Source organism: Ruegeria sp. YTSC004 (assembly GCF_059609805.1).
In genome coordinates this window covers 86104-104621 of record NZ_JBXWMJ010000007.1, presented here as the reverse complement: position 1 = coordinate 104621, position 18518 = coordinate 86104, and the positions used below count along the sequence as shown (strand labels likewise).

The window sequence follows — 18518 nt, the reverse complement described above, 5'->3', positions numbered from 1 at the left end:
AATTTACACAGGCAACCCGACAACAAATCGCGCACCCAGCGGGTCCGAGGTGATATCGGCGTCGGTTGGTCGGATGTTTTCAGCCCAGATCACACCACCATGTGCTTCGACAATCTGCTTTGATATTGCCAGCCCCAAGCCCGAGTTGTTTCCGAAGTGTTCAGCGGGACGCTCGGAATAGAACCTTTTGAAGACCTTTGTCAGGGCCTGTTCAGGAATTCCGGGGCCGGTGTCTTCGACCACGACCAGCACCCTGTTTTCGCGCCGTCGGACCCAGACACGGATCGCATCGCTGTCCTCGCAGAACGAGGTGGCATTGGTAATCAGGTTGACAAAGACCTGCGCCAGTCGCGCCTCCAGCCCGTTGATTATGATCGGATTGGACGGCAGATCGGTTATATAGTCGATGCCCTTAGCCCGCGCATCTTCACCCAGATACTGGCTGATATTGCCAACCAGCTTCACCAGATCAAACGGCTGTTCTTCTTCCTTGACCAGTTCGGCATCCAGACGGGACGCGTTCGAGATATCGCTGACCAGACGGTCCAGACGGCGAACATCATGTTCGATCACACCCATCAGCTTTTCACGTTGGTCATCGCGTTTGACCATTCGTAACGTGCCCACGGCAGACTGAAGGCTGGCCAGAGGGTTCTTGATCTCATGCGCGACATCAGCGGCGAACTGTTCGTTCGCGTCAATTCGGTTATAAAGCGCGGTGACCATACCCCGCAGCGCGCGGCTGAGCAGACCGATTTCATCCGGACGCGCGGTCAGGTCTGGGATGCGGATACGGCCGGGGTTCACTCCGGCGCCCCGGTCCTTACCCAGTTCGGCGGCCGCCGCAAGATCCGCCAACGGGTTTGCGATGGTTGAGGCGAGAACAAGGCTTAGTCCGATCGACACAAGAAGCGCGACAACAAACATCTGAAGGATGCGCTCCTGCTCGCGACGGGCGAGGGCGTCAATCTCTCCGGATGGCCCGGCCATGGCAACGGCCCCTACCGCGACGCCATCTTGCAGGATCGGGGCGGCTGCAACAATGACCGTTTCGCCAAAGTCATCCTTGACGGCCTGCACCTGCATCTGCCCCTGCAGCGCGCCGGGAACTATGGTCTGTACCCGTTGCGCCAGGGTAGGCGCTTCGCTGGGTTCTGTGGCGGAGAACACACGCGACAAGCCCGTCCACACGGCGTTCAAGGCGTCGCTGATCAAGGTACTGCCGGTCTGAACCTCGGACTCGGACGCCAACAGCGCCTGCTCGGATGCTGCGCCACGCGCCCATCCAATCAGAGTTCCCCGTTCGTCATAGACAAAGACCTCGCCCCCTTGGGGCAATGTAAGGCCCTCCAGCGTGTCCTTTACGTCCAGTGTGCCGGCATCCTGTGACAGGCCGGATGCTGTCTGGCGCAACTGTGCTTCGAACACGTTGCTGACCAACTGCGCATCCCCGATCAGATTGCGCGCGGTCTGCTGAACCTGCTCATCACGGGAATCGTCCAGATACAGCAACCCGGTGACAAGGATCACCAAGGCGATCAGGTTGAGCGTGATGATCTTGCGCGCAAGCGGCGAGCCGCGCATTGCAAACAAGCCGCGGCGGCGGCGCGCGTGCCGAAGTTCGGCTGACTCGGGATCCTGCGGGATGACCCAATCATCCCCCAGAACGACATCACCGTCCCGCAATTCGCTGGCTTGTTCCGTATCGCGCACGAGACTTGGTTACCCCTAGTTTTTGGCCACGCCTATTCTTCGTTGTACCTGTACCCAATTCCGTACAGTGTTTCGATCGCCGAAAACTCAGGATCTGCGGCGCGCATTTTCTTGCGCAGTCGCTTGATGTGGCTGTCGATCGTGCGATCATCCACATAGACCTGATCATCATAGGCTACATCCATCAGCTGATCGCGGCTTTTGACAAAGCCCGGTCGCTGAGCCAACGCTTGCAACAACAGAAACTCGGTTACGGTCAAAGAAACGTCCGAGCCCTTCCAGCTGACCGCATGGCGCAGAGGATCCATCCGCAGATCGCCGCGTTCCATAACCTTGGCGTCACCTGTGTTGGCGGTTGCCACATCGCCAGTTGTCGCCTCTTGCCGGCGCAGCAGCGCGCGGATGCGTTCAACCAGAAGACGCTGGGAAAAGGGTTTCTTGACGTAGTCGTCCGCGCCCATGCGCAGGCCAAGAACCTCATCTATTTCGTCATCTTTGGAGGTAAGGAATATCACCGGCATCTGAGTTTTCTGCCGCAGCCGCTGCAACAGATCCATCCCATCCATCCGCGGCATCTTAATATCCAGAACAGCCATATCAGGCAGTTTCTTGTTGAAAGCGTCCAGCGCCGCCTGCCCATCATTATAAGTTTCAACCTCGAACCCTTCGGCTTCGAGTGTCATGGATACGGACGTCAGAATATTTCTGTCGTCGTCCACCAATGCAATCTTCGACATCGGGTTAACCCCTATTCCTGCTCACTCACGCAATAATTCGCTTATTAGTAGGGCATCTTTGTCGTTTTTATGGCCGCGAATCAATCCGTATCTGCGAATCGTGAGATTGTTGTCACACAGATGCGGCAAAAAAGCCGTTAATGCGCGCGGAAAAACGCCTTGTTTTCCGACAGGAAATTAGTGGTGGCGCTAAACTTTAACTTGGTTGCGCTAACTGCGCCAAACCGTCCTGTTCATGCCCCAAACGACCATGTTAAGACCCGCCCATCCGCCGGTTTTTCCCGGTATACTGCCCCAAGTGCGCCCCCCGGCCCAACCGCCGACGCGCCGCCACAGGAGAAGAAACGCATGACATCTGGACGGGTTAACCCGCAATTCCGCCTCGAAGATCAGGGCATCGAGGGTCTGGGCAATGTCTATTACAACTTCATGGAACCGGCGCTGATCGAAGAAGCGCTGAAGCGCGGCGAAGGCACTCTTGGCAATGGCGGCGCATTCCTGGTCACCACCGGCAAATTCACCGGCCGTTCGCCCAAGGACAAACACGTCGTCAAAACCGACAGTGTTGCCGACACAATCTGGTGGGAAAACAACGCCGCGATGACCCCCGAAGGGTTTGACGCGCTGTATGCCGATATGATCGAGCATATGAAGGGCCGTGACTACTTTGTGCAGGATCTTGTCGGCGGCGCCGATCCCGCCTATTCGATCAATGTGCGCATGGTCACCGAACTGGCATGGCACAACCTGTTCATCCGCCACTTGCTGCGCCGTCCGGATCGCGAAGATCTGGAAGAGTTCATTGCAGATTTCACCGTCATCAACTGCCCCAGCTTCCAGGCCGACCCGGCCAAGCATGGCTGCCACAGTGAGACCGTGATTGCGCTGAACTTCGACCGCAAGCTGATCCTGATTGGCGGCACCGAGTACGCGGGGGAGAACAAAAAGTCTGTCTTCACCCTGCTGAACTACATGCTGCCCGAAAAAGGCGTAATGCCGATGCATTGCTCGGCCAACCACGCCGTTGGCAACCCGGTCGACACCGCGGTGTTCTTTGGCCTGTCCGGCACTGGCAAGACCACCCTGTCGGCAGACCCTGCCCGCACGTTGATCGGCGATGACGAGCATGGCTGGTCGGATCGCGGCACCTTCAACTTCGAAGGCGGTTGCTATGCCAAGACCATCAATCTGAACGCCGAAGCCGAGCCGGAGATCTACGCGACCACCAGCAAATTCGGTACTGTGATCGAGAACATGGTCTTTGACCCCGAAACCAAGGAATTGGATTTCGAGGATGACTCGCTGACTGCAAACATGCGCTGCGCCTATCCGCTGGAGTATATCTCGAACGCCTCGAGCAGCGCGCTGGGTGGGCATCCCAAGAACATCATCATGCTGACTTGTGACGCATTTGGTGTCCTTCCTCCGATCGCGCGGCTGACCCCAGCACAGGCGATGTATCACTTTCTGTCGGGCTTCACCTCGAAAGTAGCGGGTACAGAGCGTGGCGTCACCGAGCCTCAGCCCACCTTCTCAACCTGCTTCGGCGCGCCCTTCATGCCGCGTCGCCCGGAAGAATACGGCAACCTGTTGCGCGACAAGATCGCCCAGCATGGTGCGACTTGCTGGCTGGTGAACACTGGCTGGACAGGTGGTGCCTATGGTGTCGGCAGCCGTATGCCAATCCGCGCGACCCGCGCGTTGCTGACAGCTGCCTTGGAAGGATCGCTGCGCGACGCCGAATTCCGCAAGGACGCCAATTTCGGATTTGACGTCCCGGTCTCCGTGCCCGGTGTGGCCGAAGTTCTGCTGGATCCGCGCCGCACCTGGGATGATCAGGCCGCATTCGACAAGCAAGCGGAAAAACTGGTGCAGATGTTTGCAGAGAACTTTGAGCAGTACCTGCCCTTTATTGATGATGACATCAAAGCCGTAGCAATCGGTTGATATCCAAAGGGGGCGGTTTTCGCCCCTTTTCTTTTCTCCGGGCGAGTAACCTTTCTGCAATCTTCCTGTGGTTGTATAATGCACCAAGCATATACAAATTCATTGCCCGCTGCAGCAGATTGCAGTACTTCACTGTGTCATTATGACGTAAAAGCCCGGCGCTTGCGCACCGGGCGGGAAGTAAAAAGACCTTGGGGACACTCAATAAGCGCGCACTCACATTCGCGATTTGAGCAACCTAATCAGGTATCTAGTTTAATCCATCGGGGATGGGTGTCAATATGAGACATGCTGGAAAAATTCTGTTTCAGCGAGTTTCTAACTTTCGCTCCAGCGCGAAAGGCGGCAAGGAAAACAACAGGTAGGCAAATGACGGAAATCTCGAAACTGACCGAACTTCGCAAACTGATGCAAAGTATGGAACGGACCCTTGGACTGGAACAACTCTCTCCGGTTGAGCGTGACATTTACTACGCGGCCGAAGAATTGTCGAAAGCCGATCAAGAAGTCCGCACCTTCGGTCTGATCGAGCACACCCTTGTTCAGAGCGTCTCGCGCCCGACATTCTTCCGCGCGCTGAAATCGCTGGTTCAAAAGGGCTATCTGTCCCAAAGCGGCAATGCCAACCGGGGGCGGTATATCGTACATGCGCCCAGGTGACACCGCCAACCTGCGTGTTGATGGCTAATCATCGTGCGCAGATGGGCCTCTGACACTTTCTTCGCCTCACTGGCTTACATAGTTGCATCATTCCTCACCTTTGAGGTCTTGATGCCGCTGCAAAACGTGTTCTTTCCGGAATATCCAAGCCGGGCCAGCCTGCTGTTCCTACCTCACGGGGTTCGGGTCCTGGCGGCGTGGCTATTAGGGTGGCGTGCGATTTTCGCATTGTTGCCGGGCGTCTTTGCAGTCTTTGCATTCCTGGGGGGTGCGGATGTCTTTTTGCCCAGCCGCTTGTTGGCAATTGTCATCGCGGTCACAACGGTTCCCACCGTGTTCTACTTGCTCAAGTGGGCAGGTTGGGACTTGTTCCCCAGACCCGATCGCAAACCCTGCTGGTTGTGCGTCATGGGTGTCGGCGTGATCACGTCGTTCTTGGCATCCGCTATGACAAACATGAGTTTTGGCAGCGCAGGGGTAGAGTACATCGCCTTTCTGATCGGCGATATCTCAGGGCTGTTTTTCCTGATGCTGGGGCTTTACTTCGCGTTTCGGTATATGGACCGCAGAACTTAACCCATCAGACCGCGGCGCAGCAGGTTCAATCCAGCGGCCAACAGCACAACCAAAGTTACTTTGCGAAACAACGCCTGATCGATTCTCGATTGCAACTGCATACCCACCCACATCCCGATCACTGCTGGAGCGATCAGAGCAGCCGAGAACGGCGCCGTGTCGGCCCGCAGGATACCTGATCCCATATGGGCGACCATCAAGGCAATTGCGCCCAGCCCATAGATAACCCCCTGTACCCGCATTTGCACGGCTTTCGGTGTGTTCAGGGCCGTCAGGTACGCCACCGTTGGCGGCCCCCAAATACCAGACATACCGCCCACAAATCCTGCGACGGCCCCAATGAGAACCTCAACACGGGCCGATGGTTCTTTCAGCACCAGTTTCACACCCAGGACCTGGATCAAGGCAAAGAAGGTGATTGGAACGCCGATCATCAACAGGAAGGTCGATGTCGGCACCAAAGTGACCAGCTTGGCTCCGGCCAGAAGGAACACCAAGCCCACAATCAGAAATATACGAAACTCCCTGACCGACGACACGGCCGCGGAAACACCCTGTCCCAAAGCCTGAAAGACATTAGTTACCAGTGTCGGAAGGATCAGACCCGCGATGGCCAACTCGGGCGGCAGAAAGACACTCAACCCTGAAACCATAACCATCGGCATGGCAAAACCGACGATACCTTTGACCCACCCTGCCAGAAACGCAACGCTCAGAGCCAGCAGAAGATCCTGTGGAGGTAATAAAGAAAACAATGTCATGGCCCCCTGATATCATTCCTGACGGGCGCTGCACTGCAAAAACGCTCGAGAAATATTAGAACTTTTTCGCAACGTAATACGTATTTTTGTTGCGCTGCACGTGCAGCATGATATGACCAGACGACACGAGAAAAGGACACGATTCATGGCCCATGACGGACAGGATATGACCCAGATGACGACACCTGCGATTTTGCCCGATCTTCTGACGCTGACCGGTGCGGCCGCACCCGCCGTTGAAACAGTGTTTGAGCGTGCGCGTGAGTCGGTGCGCGGTATGGTTTCCGCTGATGGCCGTGTATCCGGTGCCTTGATCGAAGCCAATCAAACTGCCGCCCATGGCTTGTCATGGCTGGCCACATATTCTCAGTCCCTAAAACAGATGCAACGCTGGGCCGAGGCGCTGGAGGCCGATGGCAAGTTCGGCGAGATCGAACAATTGCTGCACCAAATCGCCTTTGGCGAATACCTGCACCAGGTTGCGGGCGGCATTCCGATGAACCAGGGCGAAGTCGTGCGCCTGCAGGACATGGGTCTTGGCTGGGACGCGCTTTCCGGATTTCAGATCCCCGAAATCCAAACGCTGATGGCACAGGCCAATTCTCAGGCCGCCCGCACACGGCTGGTCAAGCTGATGGAAGATCAGGCAGGTGCCACCATGTTCGGTGCCTCGGGTCTGGACGAAGAGCTTGAGATGATCCGTGACCAGTTCCGCCGCTATGCGGTCGAAAAGGTCGAGCCCCACGCTCATGACTGGCACCTCAAAGACGAACTGATCCCGATGGAAGTCATCGAGGAACTGGCGGAAATGGGTGTCTTTGGCCTGACCATCCCCGAAGAATTTGGCGGCTTCGGCTTGTCCAAAGCCTCGATGTGCGTCGTGTCCGAGGAATTGTCGCGCGGTTATATCGGCGTGGGCTCTCTTGGTACACGCTCCGAGATCGCGGCCGAGCTGATCATCGCGGGCGGCACCGATGAACAAAAAGCCAACTGGTTGCCTAAACTGGCCAGCGCCGAAATTCTGCCGACAGCCGTTTTCACCGAACCAAACACTGGCTCGGATCTGGGCAGCCTGCGTGCACGTGCGGTCAAGAACGCGGACGGTGACTATGAAATCACCGGCAACAAAACCTGGATCACCCACGCGGCACGTACCCATGTGATGACGCTGCTGGCCCGGACCAACCCGGACACTACCGATCACCGCGGTCTGTCCATGTTCCTTGCGGAAAAGACGCCAGGCACAGACGAGACCCCGTTCCCTACCCCCGGCATGACCGGCGGTGAGATCGAAGTTCTGGGTTATCGCGGAATGAAGGAATACGAGCTGGGCTTTGACGGTTTCAAAGTCAAAGGCGAGAACCTGTTGGGCGGTGAAGAAGGCAAAGGCTTTAAACAGCTGATGGAAACCTTCGAAAGCGCGCGCATTCAAACCGCTGCCCGCGCCATTGGTGTGGCCCAAAGCGCGCTGGATATCGCGATGCAATACGCGCAGGACCGCAAACAGTTCGGCAAGTCGCTGATCAACTTCCCCCGTGTGTCCGGCAAACTGGCCATGATGGCGGTCGAAATCATGATCGCCCGTCAGCTGACATATTTCTCAGCCTGGGAAAAAGATCACGGTCACCGCTGCGACCTTGAGGCCGGCATGGCCAAGCTGCTTGGCGCTCGTGTGGCCTGGGCTGCGGCGGATAACGGTCTGCAAATCCATGGCGGCAACGGTTTTGCGCTGGAATACAATATCAGCCGCGTTCTGTGTGACGCGCGCATTCTAAATATTTTTGAAGGGGCTGCCGAAATTCAGGCACAGGTTATTGCACGGCGTTTGCTGGGCTAACCGGAATTAGGCATCCCGTTTCCCCAACTAGACCCGGTCTTGTGCCGGGTCATTTTCTTTGTTCCGAACCCCAGTTTGAAATTCATGCCATCCGACCTGTGACCGGATAGAGACCTTTTCAGATCCTCGACCGAAAAAACTTCCCCCTTTGCTTTTTGTTGAAACCCCTTTAGGGCACGCTGCGACCCAAACCGGGCCCAAGGATGGTGATGACAGAATGACCCGACTATTTTTTGCGCTTTGGGCGACCGTTGCAGCCCTGATACTGGGCGGATGCGCCACAACCCAGCCTGTGGCGGGCTACACCGAGGTAGACGAGCTGGCACTGGCGATCGAAAACCTTGGACCCCAAGTCGATCCCGCCGAGGCACAAAAGGCCGCCACCATCGCCTACACCTATTCGCAGCAACTGAAGCGGGATTGGAACGTCACAGACCCGGCGATTATCCATAACGCCAAGGTCATCAACGGGTTCCGGGAAAAGGGATTGTGCAACGACTGGGCGCAGGCCATGACCCGCCGCCTGCAGCAGGAAAACTTCCGAACTTTGGACGTGCACTGGGCTACGTCGCCCCCAACCGCCTTTCGGATCATCCACCATTCTGCCGCTATCAGCGCCAAAGGAGACACGATGAAAGATGGCATCATCCTTGACCCATGGCGCAACAGCGGTGCGTTATTCTGGGATCAGGTAAGCGAGGACACCAGATACAACTGGAGGCCACGCCTGGACGTTCGCGAAGAACTTATCAGCGGTGAGATCCCCTACTAATCTGGCTTCGCCGGTTCCCTCGGCACCAGTAAGAAAGTAAGACACCCGAATGATGCGTCTGATCCTGACACTGCCTTTGATTGGCCTGTTTCAATGCGACAGGGACGAATCTGTTGCCGCCTACGGCGCCGCGGACCAGACTTGGGTGCTGCAGGAAATCGACGGACAGCCTTTCCAGGCCAGCGCCATGTTGCGGTTCCCCGAAGAGGGCAAGATTGCGGGGAACGCCCCTTGCAACAGCTATAGCGGCACCCTGAACGCGCCCTACCCCTGGTTCGAGATTTTGGACCTGACGGCAACACGCGCGGCCTGTGCCGGGCTTGAGGCCGAAGGGTTCTATTTCGCTGCGCTGATTGCGATGACGCAGTCCGAAGTATCCGGCGACCTGTTGATACTGCGCAATGATGACGGGCACGAAATGGTGTTCAAAGCCGCCGAGTGAACTGATCCACAAATCTTGCCCGTGCATCCGGCAAGGGGTTATGCCCCAGGGACGGGGCTAGATGGTGTTCCAGAAAGTAACCGGTGGTTTTCAACCCTGCGGCAATCTCAGCGTCCGGCGCTTGCCCCTCACCGCGCAAACAGGGTGGCAGGGGCAACAGCTTATCCGCCCATTCGCCAGCACCATCGGCGCTAACGGCTCGACCAGTCTTGGGGGAGACATAGACCAACCCATCCGCCGCCCCTGTCACAGCACAGGCCGACAGGTCCAGGCCAAAGCCCAGTTCTTCAAGCAACGCCAATTCCCAGCGCAGGTAAGCTAGCGGCCAGATTTCGTCCTGCCCCAGCAGATCCAACAACTGTTCGGTCTGTTTGTAGATCGCTGGATGCGGTTCACGCTCGGGCAGGCAAAAGGACAACAGCGCAACGGACGCGTTCAATCCTGCCAACGCCATCCGACCCGAAAATGCCGCTGCTGCACGTGAACGCAAAGGTTCAACCTGAAATGTGCCAAGGTGTTCTTCTAACCGCGCGCGCCATAAAACATCTATTTGCGCGCCGGGCTGCAGGATGGGGGCAATTTTGCGGCTGGTGCCACCGCGTACGACGCCTGCATGACGACCGTGGCCTTCGGTGAAGACCTCGATTATCGCCGCTGTCTCGCCATGACCGCGAGAGGTCAGAAGTATGCCGTGATCACGCCAGTCCAATTGGGCCTCGCACTGTTTGCCTTGCTCAACTTGACCCGGCATTGCGGGAAGCCGCAACCGCGAATACTTGACTCGCGGGCATTCCTATACTTAATTAACAATATTGTTAAACAAGAGGCCAGATCATGCGAGGCATCACAATCTCATACCGTTATGACGGTGATGAAGCCGAATGGCAGACCACTATCCGCACCTTTATCGAGGCGATCGACGCCGATCCTGAGGCGGCCGGAAAATTCACCTATCAGGTTGCGGTCGCTGATGACGGAAAGTCCCGGGTTCATTGGGGCCGCTGGGACAGCGCTGAGACATTGGCCCACGTGCAGTCGCAACCCTATTTTCAGGCCTTCGCACCCAAAGTAAAGCAATTCGCCGGTGAGACATTGACCACCACCGGGCACGATATCACGCTTAAAAGCAGCGGTTGGTGACGTCTTGGCACCGGACTGTGGCGGCCGGTCAAAACGTTAAACCGGCGTGGATCAGGATGCCCAGAACCATCAGGAGGTTCAGCACCATCGATATACCGTTGCCCAAATAGATGGGCAACTTACCGACCGCCAGCCCGTAGGCGAACCAAAGGAATGACAGCGCAGCATAGAGCGACCAAGACAGCAGAGACTGGCCGGTCGCGTGTTGCGAATGCGTGAAGTACAGCTTGATCAGCTGCGGCAACGTGGCAAAAGGGCCGACAACGCCAATGAAGACCATGAAGCCCTCAAACCGCTGCATCCAATGCCCAAATTCTGATTTTTCAAGCTTTTCAGCGAGTGTTTCGGCCACACACACCCCCATAATTTGTTCAAACGGTACGGCGATCCTCACCGACATAGTATAGGGTAAAATAGACGTTTTGACCCGAGTGACCAAGACCCGTTGAACCGCGGGCTAGTCCAACCCCTCTTCACCCAACAGATGCCGGCCTTGCCGGTCTTCGACTTCAATCACCCAGAGGTCCGGATCAAAACTGCGTTGCCGGGTGATGGCGTCGTCAACCTCTGCTTCGACGCCGGAGGAAAGCTCGACCCATTTGCGTTCACCGCTCATCAGATCAAAGCTGCGTTGGAACGCCACGGCGTGCCCGTCCAGAGTGTTCAATTTGACAAGCACTGCACCCGCCGTATCGTCGCCATGGGCTACGACAAACGCCGGGATTTCCTGAAAACGCAGCCGCGCCAGATAGGCGTGGACCCAGAAATCAGCCGTCAGGCGAGTCATGCATTACCGTCTTTGAAATCCAGACCCATTTCCGAGTAACGCTCGGATTCCTCGAGCCAGTTCGGACGCACTTTGACCTGCAGAAACAGATGTATCTTACGGTCCAGGAACTCTTCCAGTTCCGCCCGCGCGGCCTGGCTGACCGCTTTGATCGTCTCGCCCTTTTTGCCTAGCACGATGCCCTTGTGACCATCGCGCATGACATAGATGATCTGGTCGATCTTGGCAGAGCCGTCTTTGCGCTCTTCCCAGTTTTCGGTCTCGACCGTCAGCTGATAGGGCAACTCCTGATGCAGGCGCAGGGTCAGTTTCTCGCGCGTCATCTCAGCCGCGATCATGCGCAGGGGCAGATCGGCGATCTGATCTTCGGGATACAGCCACGGGCTTTCGGGCAATTCCGCAGCCAGCCATTTGCGTAGATCCTCAACGCCATAGCCCTTTTCGGCGGAAATCATAAAGGTTTCGGAAAACGGGTAGCGTGCGTTCAGGTCACTTGTTAGGGCCAGCAGCACCTCAGACTGGACCTTGTCGATCTTGTTGATCGCCAGCGCAACCTTTCGGCCCTGCCCGATCTCTTCCAGACCTTCGAGGATACGTTCTACCCCTTCGGTGATGCCGCGATGCGCCTCGATCATCAGAACGACGACATCTGCATCCGCCGCTCCGCCCCAGGCCGCGGCAACCATGGCGCGATCCAAACGACGACGCGGTTTGAACAGGCCGGGTGTGTCTACAAAGACCAGCTGCGCATCGCCTTCCATTGCCACACCGCGAATGCGGGTACGGGTCGTCTGAACCTTATGCGTCACGATCGAAACCTTGGCCCCGACCATGCGGTTCAGCAGGGTGGATTTGCCTGCGTTGGGCTCTCCGATCAGGGCGATAAATCCGGCGCGTGTGGTCATGTGTCTGGCGTTCCTGGTTGCAAGTGCGCACCCCTATAGCAGAAAGGCCGCGCGGGCCAGAGGGATTTGTCGCATTGCGGTCATGCAAAATCGGTGGCACGCCTAATCCAGGCCGCGCCAAATCCAGCCAGGCGACCATCGGAAAATGAGGCAAGACATGAAACGTCGCGAGTTTCTTTTGGGCAGCGGGGCCGCTGCCGGCGCGCTGGGTCTGGGCGGTTTCGGGTTGGCGCAAGGCACGCCGGAGTTGACCATTCAACCAGCAAGCTTTGCCCTGCGGGATACGGTGACGACCGGAATGGTCAGCCTGTCCTCTAACGCACCGCCGCCGGTATTGTACGGCAAGCAAGGGGAAGTGATGTGGCTGCCCGTGCGCAATACCCTGTCGGAATACACGGCAATGCACTGGCACGGGATGCGGATCGCGAACAACATGGACGGGGTGCCTTACCTGACCCAAATGCCATTGGGTGAAGGTGAGGCCTTCACCTATGAATTCACTCCGCCCGATGCAGGCACCTACTGGTATCATCCACATTGCATGACGATGGAGCAGATGACCCACGGCCTGACGGGCGTCATGGTCATTGCCGAACCCGAAAACCCCGGTTTTGACAGCGAACAGGTGATCAACCTGCGCGATTTTCGGCTGGACGATGATGGTGCGTTTTTACCCGCCTATACCCAGCGCGGCGCCGCACGGGCCGGGACCTTTGGCAATGTCCACACTGCCAATTGGCTGCAAGGGCCTATCTACGATCACGCCGCAGGCAGTCTGGTGCGACTGCGGGTGGTGAATACGGACACAACGCGCATCTACAAATTACATCTTGAGGGTGGCGATGCGCGGATCATCGCGTGGGATGGCCATCCGCTTGAGATCAGCATTCCAATGCCCAGCGCAGATGAGCCACTTCTGGTGGGACCAGGTCAGCGCGTGGATTTTGCGGTTGCAATGCCCGGCGACGAAGGGAGCAACGTTGCGCTGATGGCCAAACTGCCCGGTCAGCCGCACAGACCTATGGCACAGCTGCGCGCGATTGGATCATCGGCGGCACGGGACCTGCAAGAATTGCGCCCTCTGCCATTAAACCCGGTGTCCAAACCCGATCTGACCAACGCCGAGCTGCACGAGTTTGTTTTTGGTTGGACCCCCGAAGGAGGTCAGCCCAACAATGGATCCTGCGGCTCGCTGGGGTATAACTTCTGGTCCATCAATCGCAAACCATGGCCCGGTGACGCGGCAAAGGGTGTCGGTCCGCTCGCAACGCTGGAAATGGGCAAAACCTATGTCTTGCGACTGCGAAATGAATCCCCGAACCTGCACCCGATCCACCTGCACGGGCTGGCGTTTGTCCCGCTACGGTCGAACCTGCGACAACTGCCGCCCCTGATGACCGACACGATGCTGCTGCTGAAGGACGAGGTGGCCGAGATCGCGCTGGTCGCCGATAACCCGGGCGACTGGGCATTTCACTGTCATGTCATAGAGCACCAGAAGACCGGGCTAACAGGATTTATCCGAGTGGTATGAGGGGCGCACTAGACGCCCCCCTTTGACTCATCCGTTCTGACGTTCGATCAGGCGCAGAACGGCAACCATGACGATCCCGTAAAAAACATGCCCGATCAACGCGACCCAGGTGATCGCCGAGAAGTTCAGGAAAGTCGGCAATCCGGACAAGGTGGTGATCCCGCCCAGGGCAAAAACCCAAAGGCCAAACCCATAGATGGCCGAGGCGACGAACATATGAACCGGGCCAAGGACCTTAACCCAGATCGGCTTGAAGATCAGAAACCACCCCATCGGGTAGGCAATCAGACCCACAAGGTAGAAATGCACGAAGAAACCAAGGAAGGCATTGCTGGGCAAGCCGAGACTGGCCAGCAGGCTTTGGGCCAGTCCTTCGGGCGACAGATTGGCCCAGCCGATGCCGGGGCTGACAACCTGCCCCCAGAAATCGAAGGCGATCGTGGCGATAAAACCGGCGATGAACAAAAAGCCGATATTCACGGTAGTCAGTTTTGCGTTTTGCATGGAAATGCCTCAACTCATTGTATCAATTTCGCTTTGCTCGCTTGTTCTTAGACATGCGCCAAAGCGGATGATGTTCAGATACGACTGCGACCCGAGGTCTGCCATAGGCCTCAAGTTAGATTGAGAATTGTGACATGTTCGGGCTGTCGAGGGTTGCTATTTCAACTGATCCAGTAGCGCCTTTGCGGCGGCTTGTTCCGCCTGACGTTTCGACCCCGCCGTTGCCTGCGCTTCGGTCCCGTCCTGCAACCGAGCCGCAATAGTAAACACCGGGGCGTGATCGGGGCCGCTGCGCTTGACCTCGACGTAAGCGGGCGGCTTTTGCCCGCGCGCCTGCGCCCATTCCTGAAGCGAGGTTTTGGCGTCGCGCGCATCCGCTTCAACGTTGTGGACGCGATCCCCCCACAGTCGCAGGATGACGTCGCGCGCGGCCTCGAAACCGGCATCGCGATAGATTGCGGCGATTACAGCCTCCATCGCATCACCCAGCAAGGCCTGTTTGCGGCGCCCGCCTGACAGCATCTCGGACCGGCCCAGTTTCAGCACCACGCCAAGATCGATCTGCCGGGCCACATCAGCGCAGGCCTCTTTGCGGACCAACGCGTTGAACCGAGGAGCCAACTGCCCTTCTGATGCTTTTTTGTCGGCCTCCAACAGCGCGGTGGCCATGACAAGACCCAAAACCCGATCGCCCAGAAACTCCAACCGCTGATTGTCAGGTCGTGTCGAGGACGAGACCGATCCATGGGTCAGGGCGCGCACCAGCAGTTCAGGGTTCGAGAATTCGTACCCCAGACGCTGCTGGAACGCCTTTATCTCGGTCGAAAGCTTCAATTGACCGCCTTGAAGAAGCGATCCCCGCGCCACGTCCAGAAGAACAGCATCGACCGGCCAGCGGATGAGAACAGGATGCGATCAGCCCGCCCGATCAGGTCTTCGTAAGGCACATAGCCGACGCCGCCTGCGGATTGCGGCACGCGACTGTCGCTGGAGTTGTCGCGGTTGTCACCCATGAAAAAGTAATGGCCTTCGGGAACCGTGTAGATGCCGGTATTGTCAGCCGCCTGATTGCCGATGTTCAGCACTTCGTAAGACACACCGTTTGGCAGTGTTTCGATCATACGCGATTTTTCGCAGACACCGCCAAAGCCGACAGGACCGTTTTCGCAGCGCGGGCGCAGACCTTGCGAGCCTTGTGGTTCGGCGACTTCGGTGAATACACCATCGGGTTCTTGTTGCACTGGCGTACCGTTCAGAATGATCTGACCGTCCCGTACTTGAATACGGTCCCCGGGCAGACCGATCAGACGTTTGATGTAATCGCGGCCGCTGACCGGGTGGCGGAAAACAATGACGTCACCGCGTTCGGGGTCGCCGCCCCAGATACGAGTGTTTTCATCGCTCTGCATCCAGCCGCAGAGATCTTCGGCGTCAACATTCAGGCCGACGCTTGGGATGATCAGGCTGGGGCAAGACGCGTAGGAATAACCGTAAGACATTTTGTTGACGAACAGGAAATCCCCGATCAACAAGGTGGGCTTCATCGAACCCGACGGAATCCAGAATGGCTGGAACAGGATCGTGCGGAAGACGCCCGCGATCAGCAGGGCATAGACGATGGTTTTGATCGTCTCCCAAACGGCGTTACCTGTTTTGGCTTCCTCGGCCATACTGCTCTCCGGTCGTTTATTCGTTGGGGTGCTACATGCGGGTCGGTTGGGGGCAAGTCAAGACTGCGCAGGCGCATCGTGAAGCGGACGCGCCTCGATCACCACGAATGCCTGTGCCCAAGGGTGATCGTCGGTCAGGGTGACGTGGATAATCGCCTCATACCCTTCGGGCGTCATCTCTTTCAGCCGATCTGCCGCCCACCCCGTGACATGCATCACAGGCTGACCCGTGCGCAGATTGGTCACCGACATGTCCTTCCAGGCGATGCCCATGGCCAAACCGGTGCCCAGCGCCTTGGAACAAGCCTCTTTCGCGGCCCAGCGTTTGGCGTATGTTCCCGCAACATCAGCGCGACGTTCCGCTTTGCTCTGTTCGATTTCGGTGAAGACACGATTGCGGAACCGATCTCCGAACCGATCCAATGTGCCCTGAATGCGGTCGATATTTGCAAGATCTGTGCCGATGCCGAGTATCATGACAGCCGCACAGTCAAAATCTTGTAACTCGCGACCCCAAAGAACCCGGCAAAGGCGAAGTCGAACCACCGGCGAGCGCGGCGGTAGGCCTGCACCATACGCTCGGAGGAAAAGAGGAAGGCGTAGCCGATGAAGATCAACAACGATCCTGCGTAAAGCATGGCGAAATAGCCCAGCAACATCGAAAGGCTGGCATCATTCGGGGCGACGATGGCATAGATCGAGCCCCAGCTCAGGATCGCCTTGGGGTTGGTCAGGTGGATAGCTGCGCCCTTTGCAAAGATTGTGCGTAGTGAGCCGGCCACCGGGTTGCCGATAGCAACTTCATCAGACGTCAGTGCCCGGCGCAGCGCTTTGAACGCCAACCAACCCAGATAGGCCACACCAACATAGCGGATGACCTCGAACACCCAGACATTGGCCAGCATGATTGCTGATAGGCCCAGCGCTGCGGCGATGCCCCAAACGGCAGAGCCTGCGCAAATGCCCAAGGCAAAGACCAGGCCGGCGCGGCGACCTTCGTTCATTGCCGTTCCGGCAATCCCCATTGTTGCAGGCCCCGGAGAGCCACCGGCCATCAGCCAGGCAAACCAGATCGCAACAAATCCGGGTGTGATCATCCGCGCGCCTCATCCATTAGACGCCGCATCTCGGCCATGGCAGGCGTGAGGCCGCGAAAGATCGCCTCGCCAATAAGGAAGTGGCCGATATTCAGCTCGCGCACTTCGGGGAATGCCGCGATCGGTTGTACGGTGTCATAGGTCAGGCCGTGACCCGCGTGCACCTCAAGGCCCAATGAATGGGCAAAAGCGGACATTTCGCGCAGAGCTTCCAACTCACTGTTGGCCTTGTCCGCGTGGCCCTCAGCCATGGCATCGCAATAGGCACCGGTGTGCAGCTCGATCACTTCAGCGCCGATACGATGCGCCGCCTCGATCTGGCGCTGATCAGCAGCGATAAAGATCGATACACGACACCCGGCATCGCGCAGCGGAGCGATAAAATGAGCCAGTTTGTTTTCCTCGCGCGCGACTTCCAGCCCGCCTTCGGTGGTTCGTTCTTCGCGCTTTTCAGGGACGATGCAAACGGCATGCGGCTTATACCGCAAGGCAATTTTCTGCATCTCGGGCGTCGCGGCCATCTCAAAGTTTAACGGCACCGACAGGACCTCCATCAGGCCATCGATATCAGCGTCCGAGATATGGCGACGGTCTTCGCGCAGATGCGCGGTAATGCCGTCAGCCCCGGCCTCTTCCGCCAGCTTGGCGGCACGCAGCGGATCAGGATAGGCCCCGCCCCGCGCGTTGCGAACCGTGGCCACGTGGTCGATATTTACGCCAAGACGCGTGTGGTTGTCAGACATCGCTCGAATCCTTCTTAAGGCCCTGGTCAGAACCTAGGGCATTCATCAATGGAACGGCAGGCTTAGTTTCGGCCAAGCGTTTGATTTCGTCAAACTTTGCCTTGATCTTGTCGCGACGGCGCTGCTGATAGGTGCGGATCAGCGGCAAGCTGAGATAGGAGCAAATTACACCCGCCAAAATGCCCGGAAGAACGCCGCCAATCATGTAGGGAAAGAACACTTCGTTATAGAAGATGCTGAGCCCATGCCAGTCCGCGACACGATCGGTGAACATGGCAATAAAATTGTTCTTCAGATCACCCATTGCATCTGTGAACTTGCCCATCAGCCCATGTGTATCACCCTTGTGGAATTTGGTTCCCAGCAGGAAATGCCCGGTCTGCAGGCAAACCACGCCGATTGGCACATAGGTGAGTGGGTTGCCAAAGAATGTTCCACTCAGAGCCGCCAGAATATTGCCGTTCAGCAGGCGCGCCACCACGGCAGCGACAAGAAAATGCAATCCGTAGAACGGAGTGAATGAGGCAAAGACGCCTGCACCGATGCCACGCGCAATGCGCTCGGGGGAATCCGGCAGCCTACGAACACGATGCTTGACGTAGTGAAAGGCCCGCGTCCATCCACCACGGGGATAGACGAATTCAGACGCGATCTGGACAGGCGAGCGTCGGTCTCGGCGCTTAAATACCACTC

22 protein-coding genes are annotated in these 18518 nt (G+C 57.5%); 8 read left to right on the top strand and 14 right to left on the bottom strand.

Features of this window, described 5'->3' with window-relative positions:
* Positions 1-3 precede the first annotated feature (3 nt).
* Both AC2FFP_RS13850 and AC2FFP_RS13845 read right to left on the bottom strand, forming a co-directional pair.
* A complete protein-coding gene (locus AC2FFP_RS13850) occupies positions 4-1713 on the bottom strand; it encodes a sensor histidine kinase (RefSeq protein ID WP_496780119.1) in 1710 nt (569 codons plus the stop codon).
* 32 nt (positions 1714-1745) lie between these two features.
* Positions 1746-2450, bottom strand: coding sequence for a response regulator transcription factor (locus AC2FFP_RS13845; RefSeq protein WP_496727077.1), 705 nt, complete (start codon positions 2448-2450; stop codon positions 1746-1748).
* A 348-nt stretch (positions 2451-2798) separates the two neighbouring features.
* On the opposite strand from AC2FFP_RS13845, the gene AC2FFP_RS13840 reads away from it, so the two are divergent.
* The 3 genes from AC2FFP_RS13840 (at position 2799) to AC2FFP_RS13830 (ending at position 5633) form a co-directional block, all read left to right on the top strand.
* Entirely contained in the window at positions 2799-4397 is a 1599-nt protein-coding gene (locus tag AC2FFP_RS13840) for a phosphoenolpyruvate carboxykinase (RefSeq protein ID WP_496767165.1), read from the top strand.
* A gap of 369 nt (positions 4398-4766) precedes the next feature.
* Entirely contained in the window at positions 4767-5057 is a 291-nt protein-coding gene (locus AC2FFP_RS13835) for a hypothetical protein (protein WP_058273655.1), read from the top strand.
* 111 nt (positions 5058-5168) lie between these two features.
* The gene (locus AC2FFP_RS13830) at positions 5169-5633 is read left to right on the top strand and encodes a hypothetical protein (RefSeq protein WP_496727075.1); all 465 of its coding nucleotides are present in this window, start codon (positions 5169-5171) and stop codon (positions 5631-5633) included.
* Here the strand turns inward: AC2FFP_RS13830 and AC2FFP_RS13825 are convergent.
* Positions 5630-6394 carry a sulfite exporter TauE/SafE family protein gene (locus AC2FFP_RS13825; protein ID WP_496727074.1) on the bottom strand — a complete coding sequence of 255 codons (765 nt, stop codon included), beginning with the start codon at positions 6392-6394 and terminating at the stop codon, positions 5630-5632. The two genes, AC2FFP_RS13830 and AC2FFP_RS13825, sit on opposite strands and share 4 nt — an antisense overlap.
* A 145-nt stretch (positions 6395-6539) precedes the next feature.
* On the opposite strand from AC2FFP_RS13825, the gene AC2FFP_RS13820 reads away from it, so the two are divergent.
* From AC2FFP_RS13820 to AC2FFP_RS13810, 3 genes are all read left to right on the top strand, one after another.
* Positions 6540-8231, top strand: coding sequence for an acyl-CoA dehydrogenase family protein (locus AC2FFP_RS13820; RefSeq protein WP_496881162.1), 1692 nt, complete (start codon positions 6540-6542; stop codon positions 8229-8231).
* A gap of 217 nt (positions 8232-8448) precedes the next feature.
* A complete protein-coding gene (locus tag AC2FFP_RS13815) occupies positions 8449-9003 on the top strand; it encodes a hypothetical protein (RefSeq protein ID WP_496737188.1) in 555 nt (184 codons plus the stop codon).
* Positions 9004-9052: 49 nt separating this feature from the next.
* Complete coding sequence (locus AC2FFP_RS13810) at positions 9053-9445, top strand: META domain-containing protein (protein WP_496737187.1); 393 nt, start codon at positions 9053-9055, stop codon at positions 9443-9445.
* On the opposite strand, the gene recO is transcribed toward AC2FFP_RS13810, so the two are convergent.
* Positions 9429-10154 carry a DNA repair protein RecO gene (recO, locus tag AC2FFP_RS13805; RefSeq protein ID WP_496780220.1) on the bottom strand — a complete coding sequence of 242 codons (726 nt, stop codon included), beginning with the start codon at positions 10152-10154 and terminating at the stop codon, positions 9429-9431. The two genes, AC2FFP_RS13810 and recO, sit on opposite strands and share 17 nt — an antisense overlap.
* Positions 10155-10279: 125 nt before the next feature.
* On the opposite strand from recO, the gene AC2FFP_RS13800 reads away from it, so the two are divergent.
* Complete coding sequence (locus tag AC2FFP_RS13800; protein ID WP_496727070.1) at positions 10280-10585, top strand: hypothetical protein; 306 nt, start codon at positions 10280-10282, stop codon at positions 10583-10585.
* Positions 10586-10613: 28 nt separating this feature from the next.
* On the opposite strand, the gene AC2FFP_RS13795 is transcribed toward AC2FFP_RS13800, so the two are convergent.
* The 3 genes from AC2FFP_RS13795 to era form a co-directional block, all read right to left on the bottom strand.
* Positions 10614-10937 carry a SemiSWEET transporter gene (locus tag AC2FFP_RS13795; RefSeq protein ID WP_496780125.1) on the bottom strand — a complete coding sequence of 108 codons (324 nt, stop codon included), beginning with the start codon at positions 10935-10937 and terminating at the stop codon, positions 10614-10616.
* Positions 10938-11042: 105 nt separating this feature from the next.
* Positions 11043-11372 carry a DUF1491 family protein gene (locus AC2FFP_RS13790; protein ID WP_496740295.1) on the bottom strand — a complete coding sequence of 110 codons (330 nt, stop codon included), beginning with the start codon at positions 11370-11372 and terminating at the stop codon, positions 11043-11045.
* Positions 11369-12277, bottom strand: coding sequence for a GTPase Era (gene era / locus AC2FFP_RS13785; protein ID WP_058273275.1), 909 nt, complete (start codon positions 12275-12277; stop codon positions 11369-11371). The genes AC2FFP_RS13790 and era overlap by 4 nt, the downstream gene beginning before the upstream one ends.
* Positions 12278-12434: 157 nt before the next feature.
* On the opposite strand from era, the gene AC2FFP_RS13780 reads away from it, so the two are divergent.
* Positions 12435-13811: a multicopper oxidase family protein gene (locus AC2FFP_RS13780; protein ID WP_496767174.1), complete on the top strand. Its 1377-nt coding sequence runs from the start codon at positions 12435-12437 to the stop codon at positions 13809-13811.
* A gap of 27 nt (positions 13812-13838) precedes the next feature.
* Here the strand turns inward: AC2FFP_RS13780 and AC2FFP_RS13775 are convergent, their stop codons facing one another.
* The 7 genes from AC2FFP_RS13775 to AC2FFP_RS13745 form a co-directional block, all read right to left on the bottom strand.
* On the bottom strand, positions 13839-14315 hold the full coding sequence (locus AC2FFP_RS13775; protein WP_496727065.1) for a hypothetical protein: 477 nt from the start codon (positions 14313-14315) through the stop codon (positions 13839-13841).
* Positions 14316-14471: 156 nt separating this feature from the next.
* Positions 14472-15149, bottom strand: coding sequence for a ribonuclease III (gene rnc / locus AC2FFP_RS13770; RefSeq protein WP_058273658.1), 678 nt, complete (start codon positions 15147-15149; stop codon positions 14472-14474).
* Positions 15146-15985 (bottom strand): signal peptidase I, encoded by an 840-nt coding sequence (lepB, locus tag AC2FFP_RS13765; protein ID WP_496767178.1) that lies wholly within the window; start codon positions 15983-15985, stop codon positions 15146-15148. Before lepB ends, rnc begins: the two co-directional genes overlap by 4 nt.
* Before the next feature lie 57 nt (positions 15986-16042).
* Positions 16043-16462, bottom strand: a complete 420-nt coding sequence (gene acpS, locus AC2FFP_RS13760; RefSeq protein ID WP_496727062.1) for a holo-ACP synthase — start codon at positions 16460-16462, stop codon at positions 16043-16045.
* Positions 16459-17082, bottom strand: a complete 624-nt coding sequence (locus AC2FFP_RS13755) for a LysE family translocator (RefSeq protein ID WP_496881161.1) — start codon at positions 17080-17082, stop codon at positions 16459-16461. The genes acpS and AC2FFP_RS13755 overlap by 4 nt, the downstream gene beginning before the upstream one ends.
* Entirely contained in the window at positions 17079-17825 is a 747-nt protein-coding gene (locus tag AC2FFP_RS13750; protein WP_496844438.1) for a pyridoxine 5'-phosphate synthase, read from the bottom strand. Before AC2FFP_RS13750 ends, AC2FFP_RS13755 begins: the two co-directional genes overlap by 4 nt.
* Positions 17818-18516 carry a DUF2062 domain-containing protein gene (locus tag AC2FFP_RS13745; RefSeq protein ID WP_058273282.1) on the bottom strand — a complete coding sequence of 233 codons (699 nt, stop codon included), beginning with the start codon at positions 18514-18516 and terminating at the stop codon, positions 17818-17820. The genes AC2FFP_RS13750 and AC2FFP_RS13745 overlap by 8 nt, the downstream gene beginning before the upstream one ends.
* Positions 18517-18518: the final 2 nt, after the last annotated feature.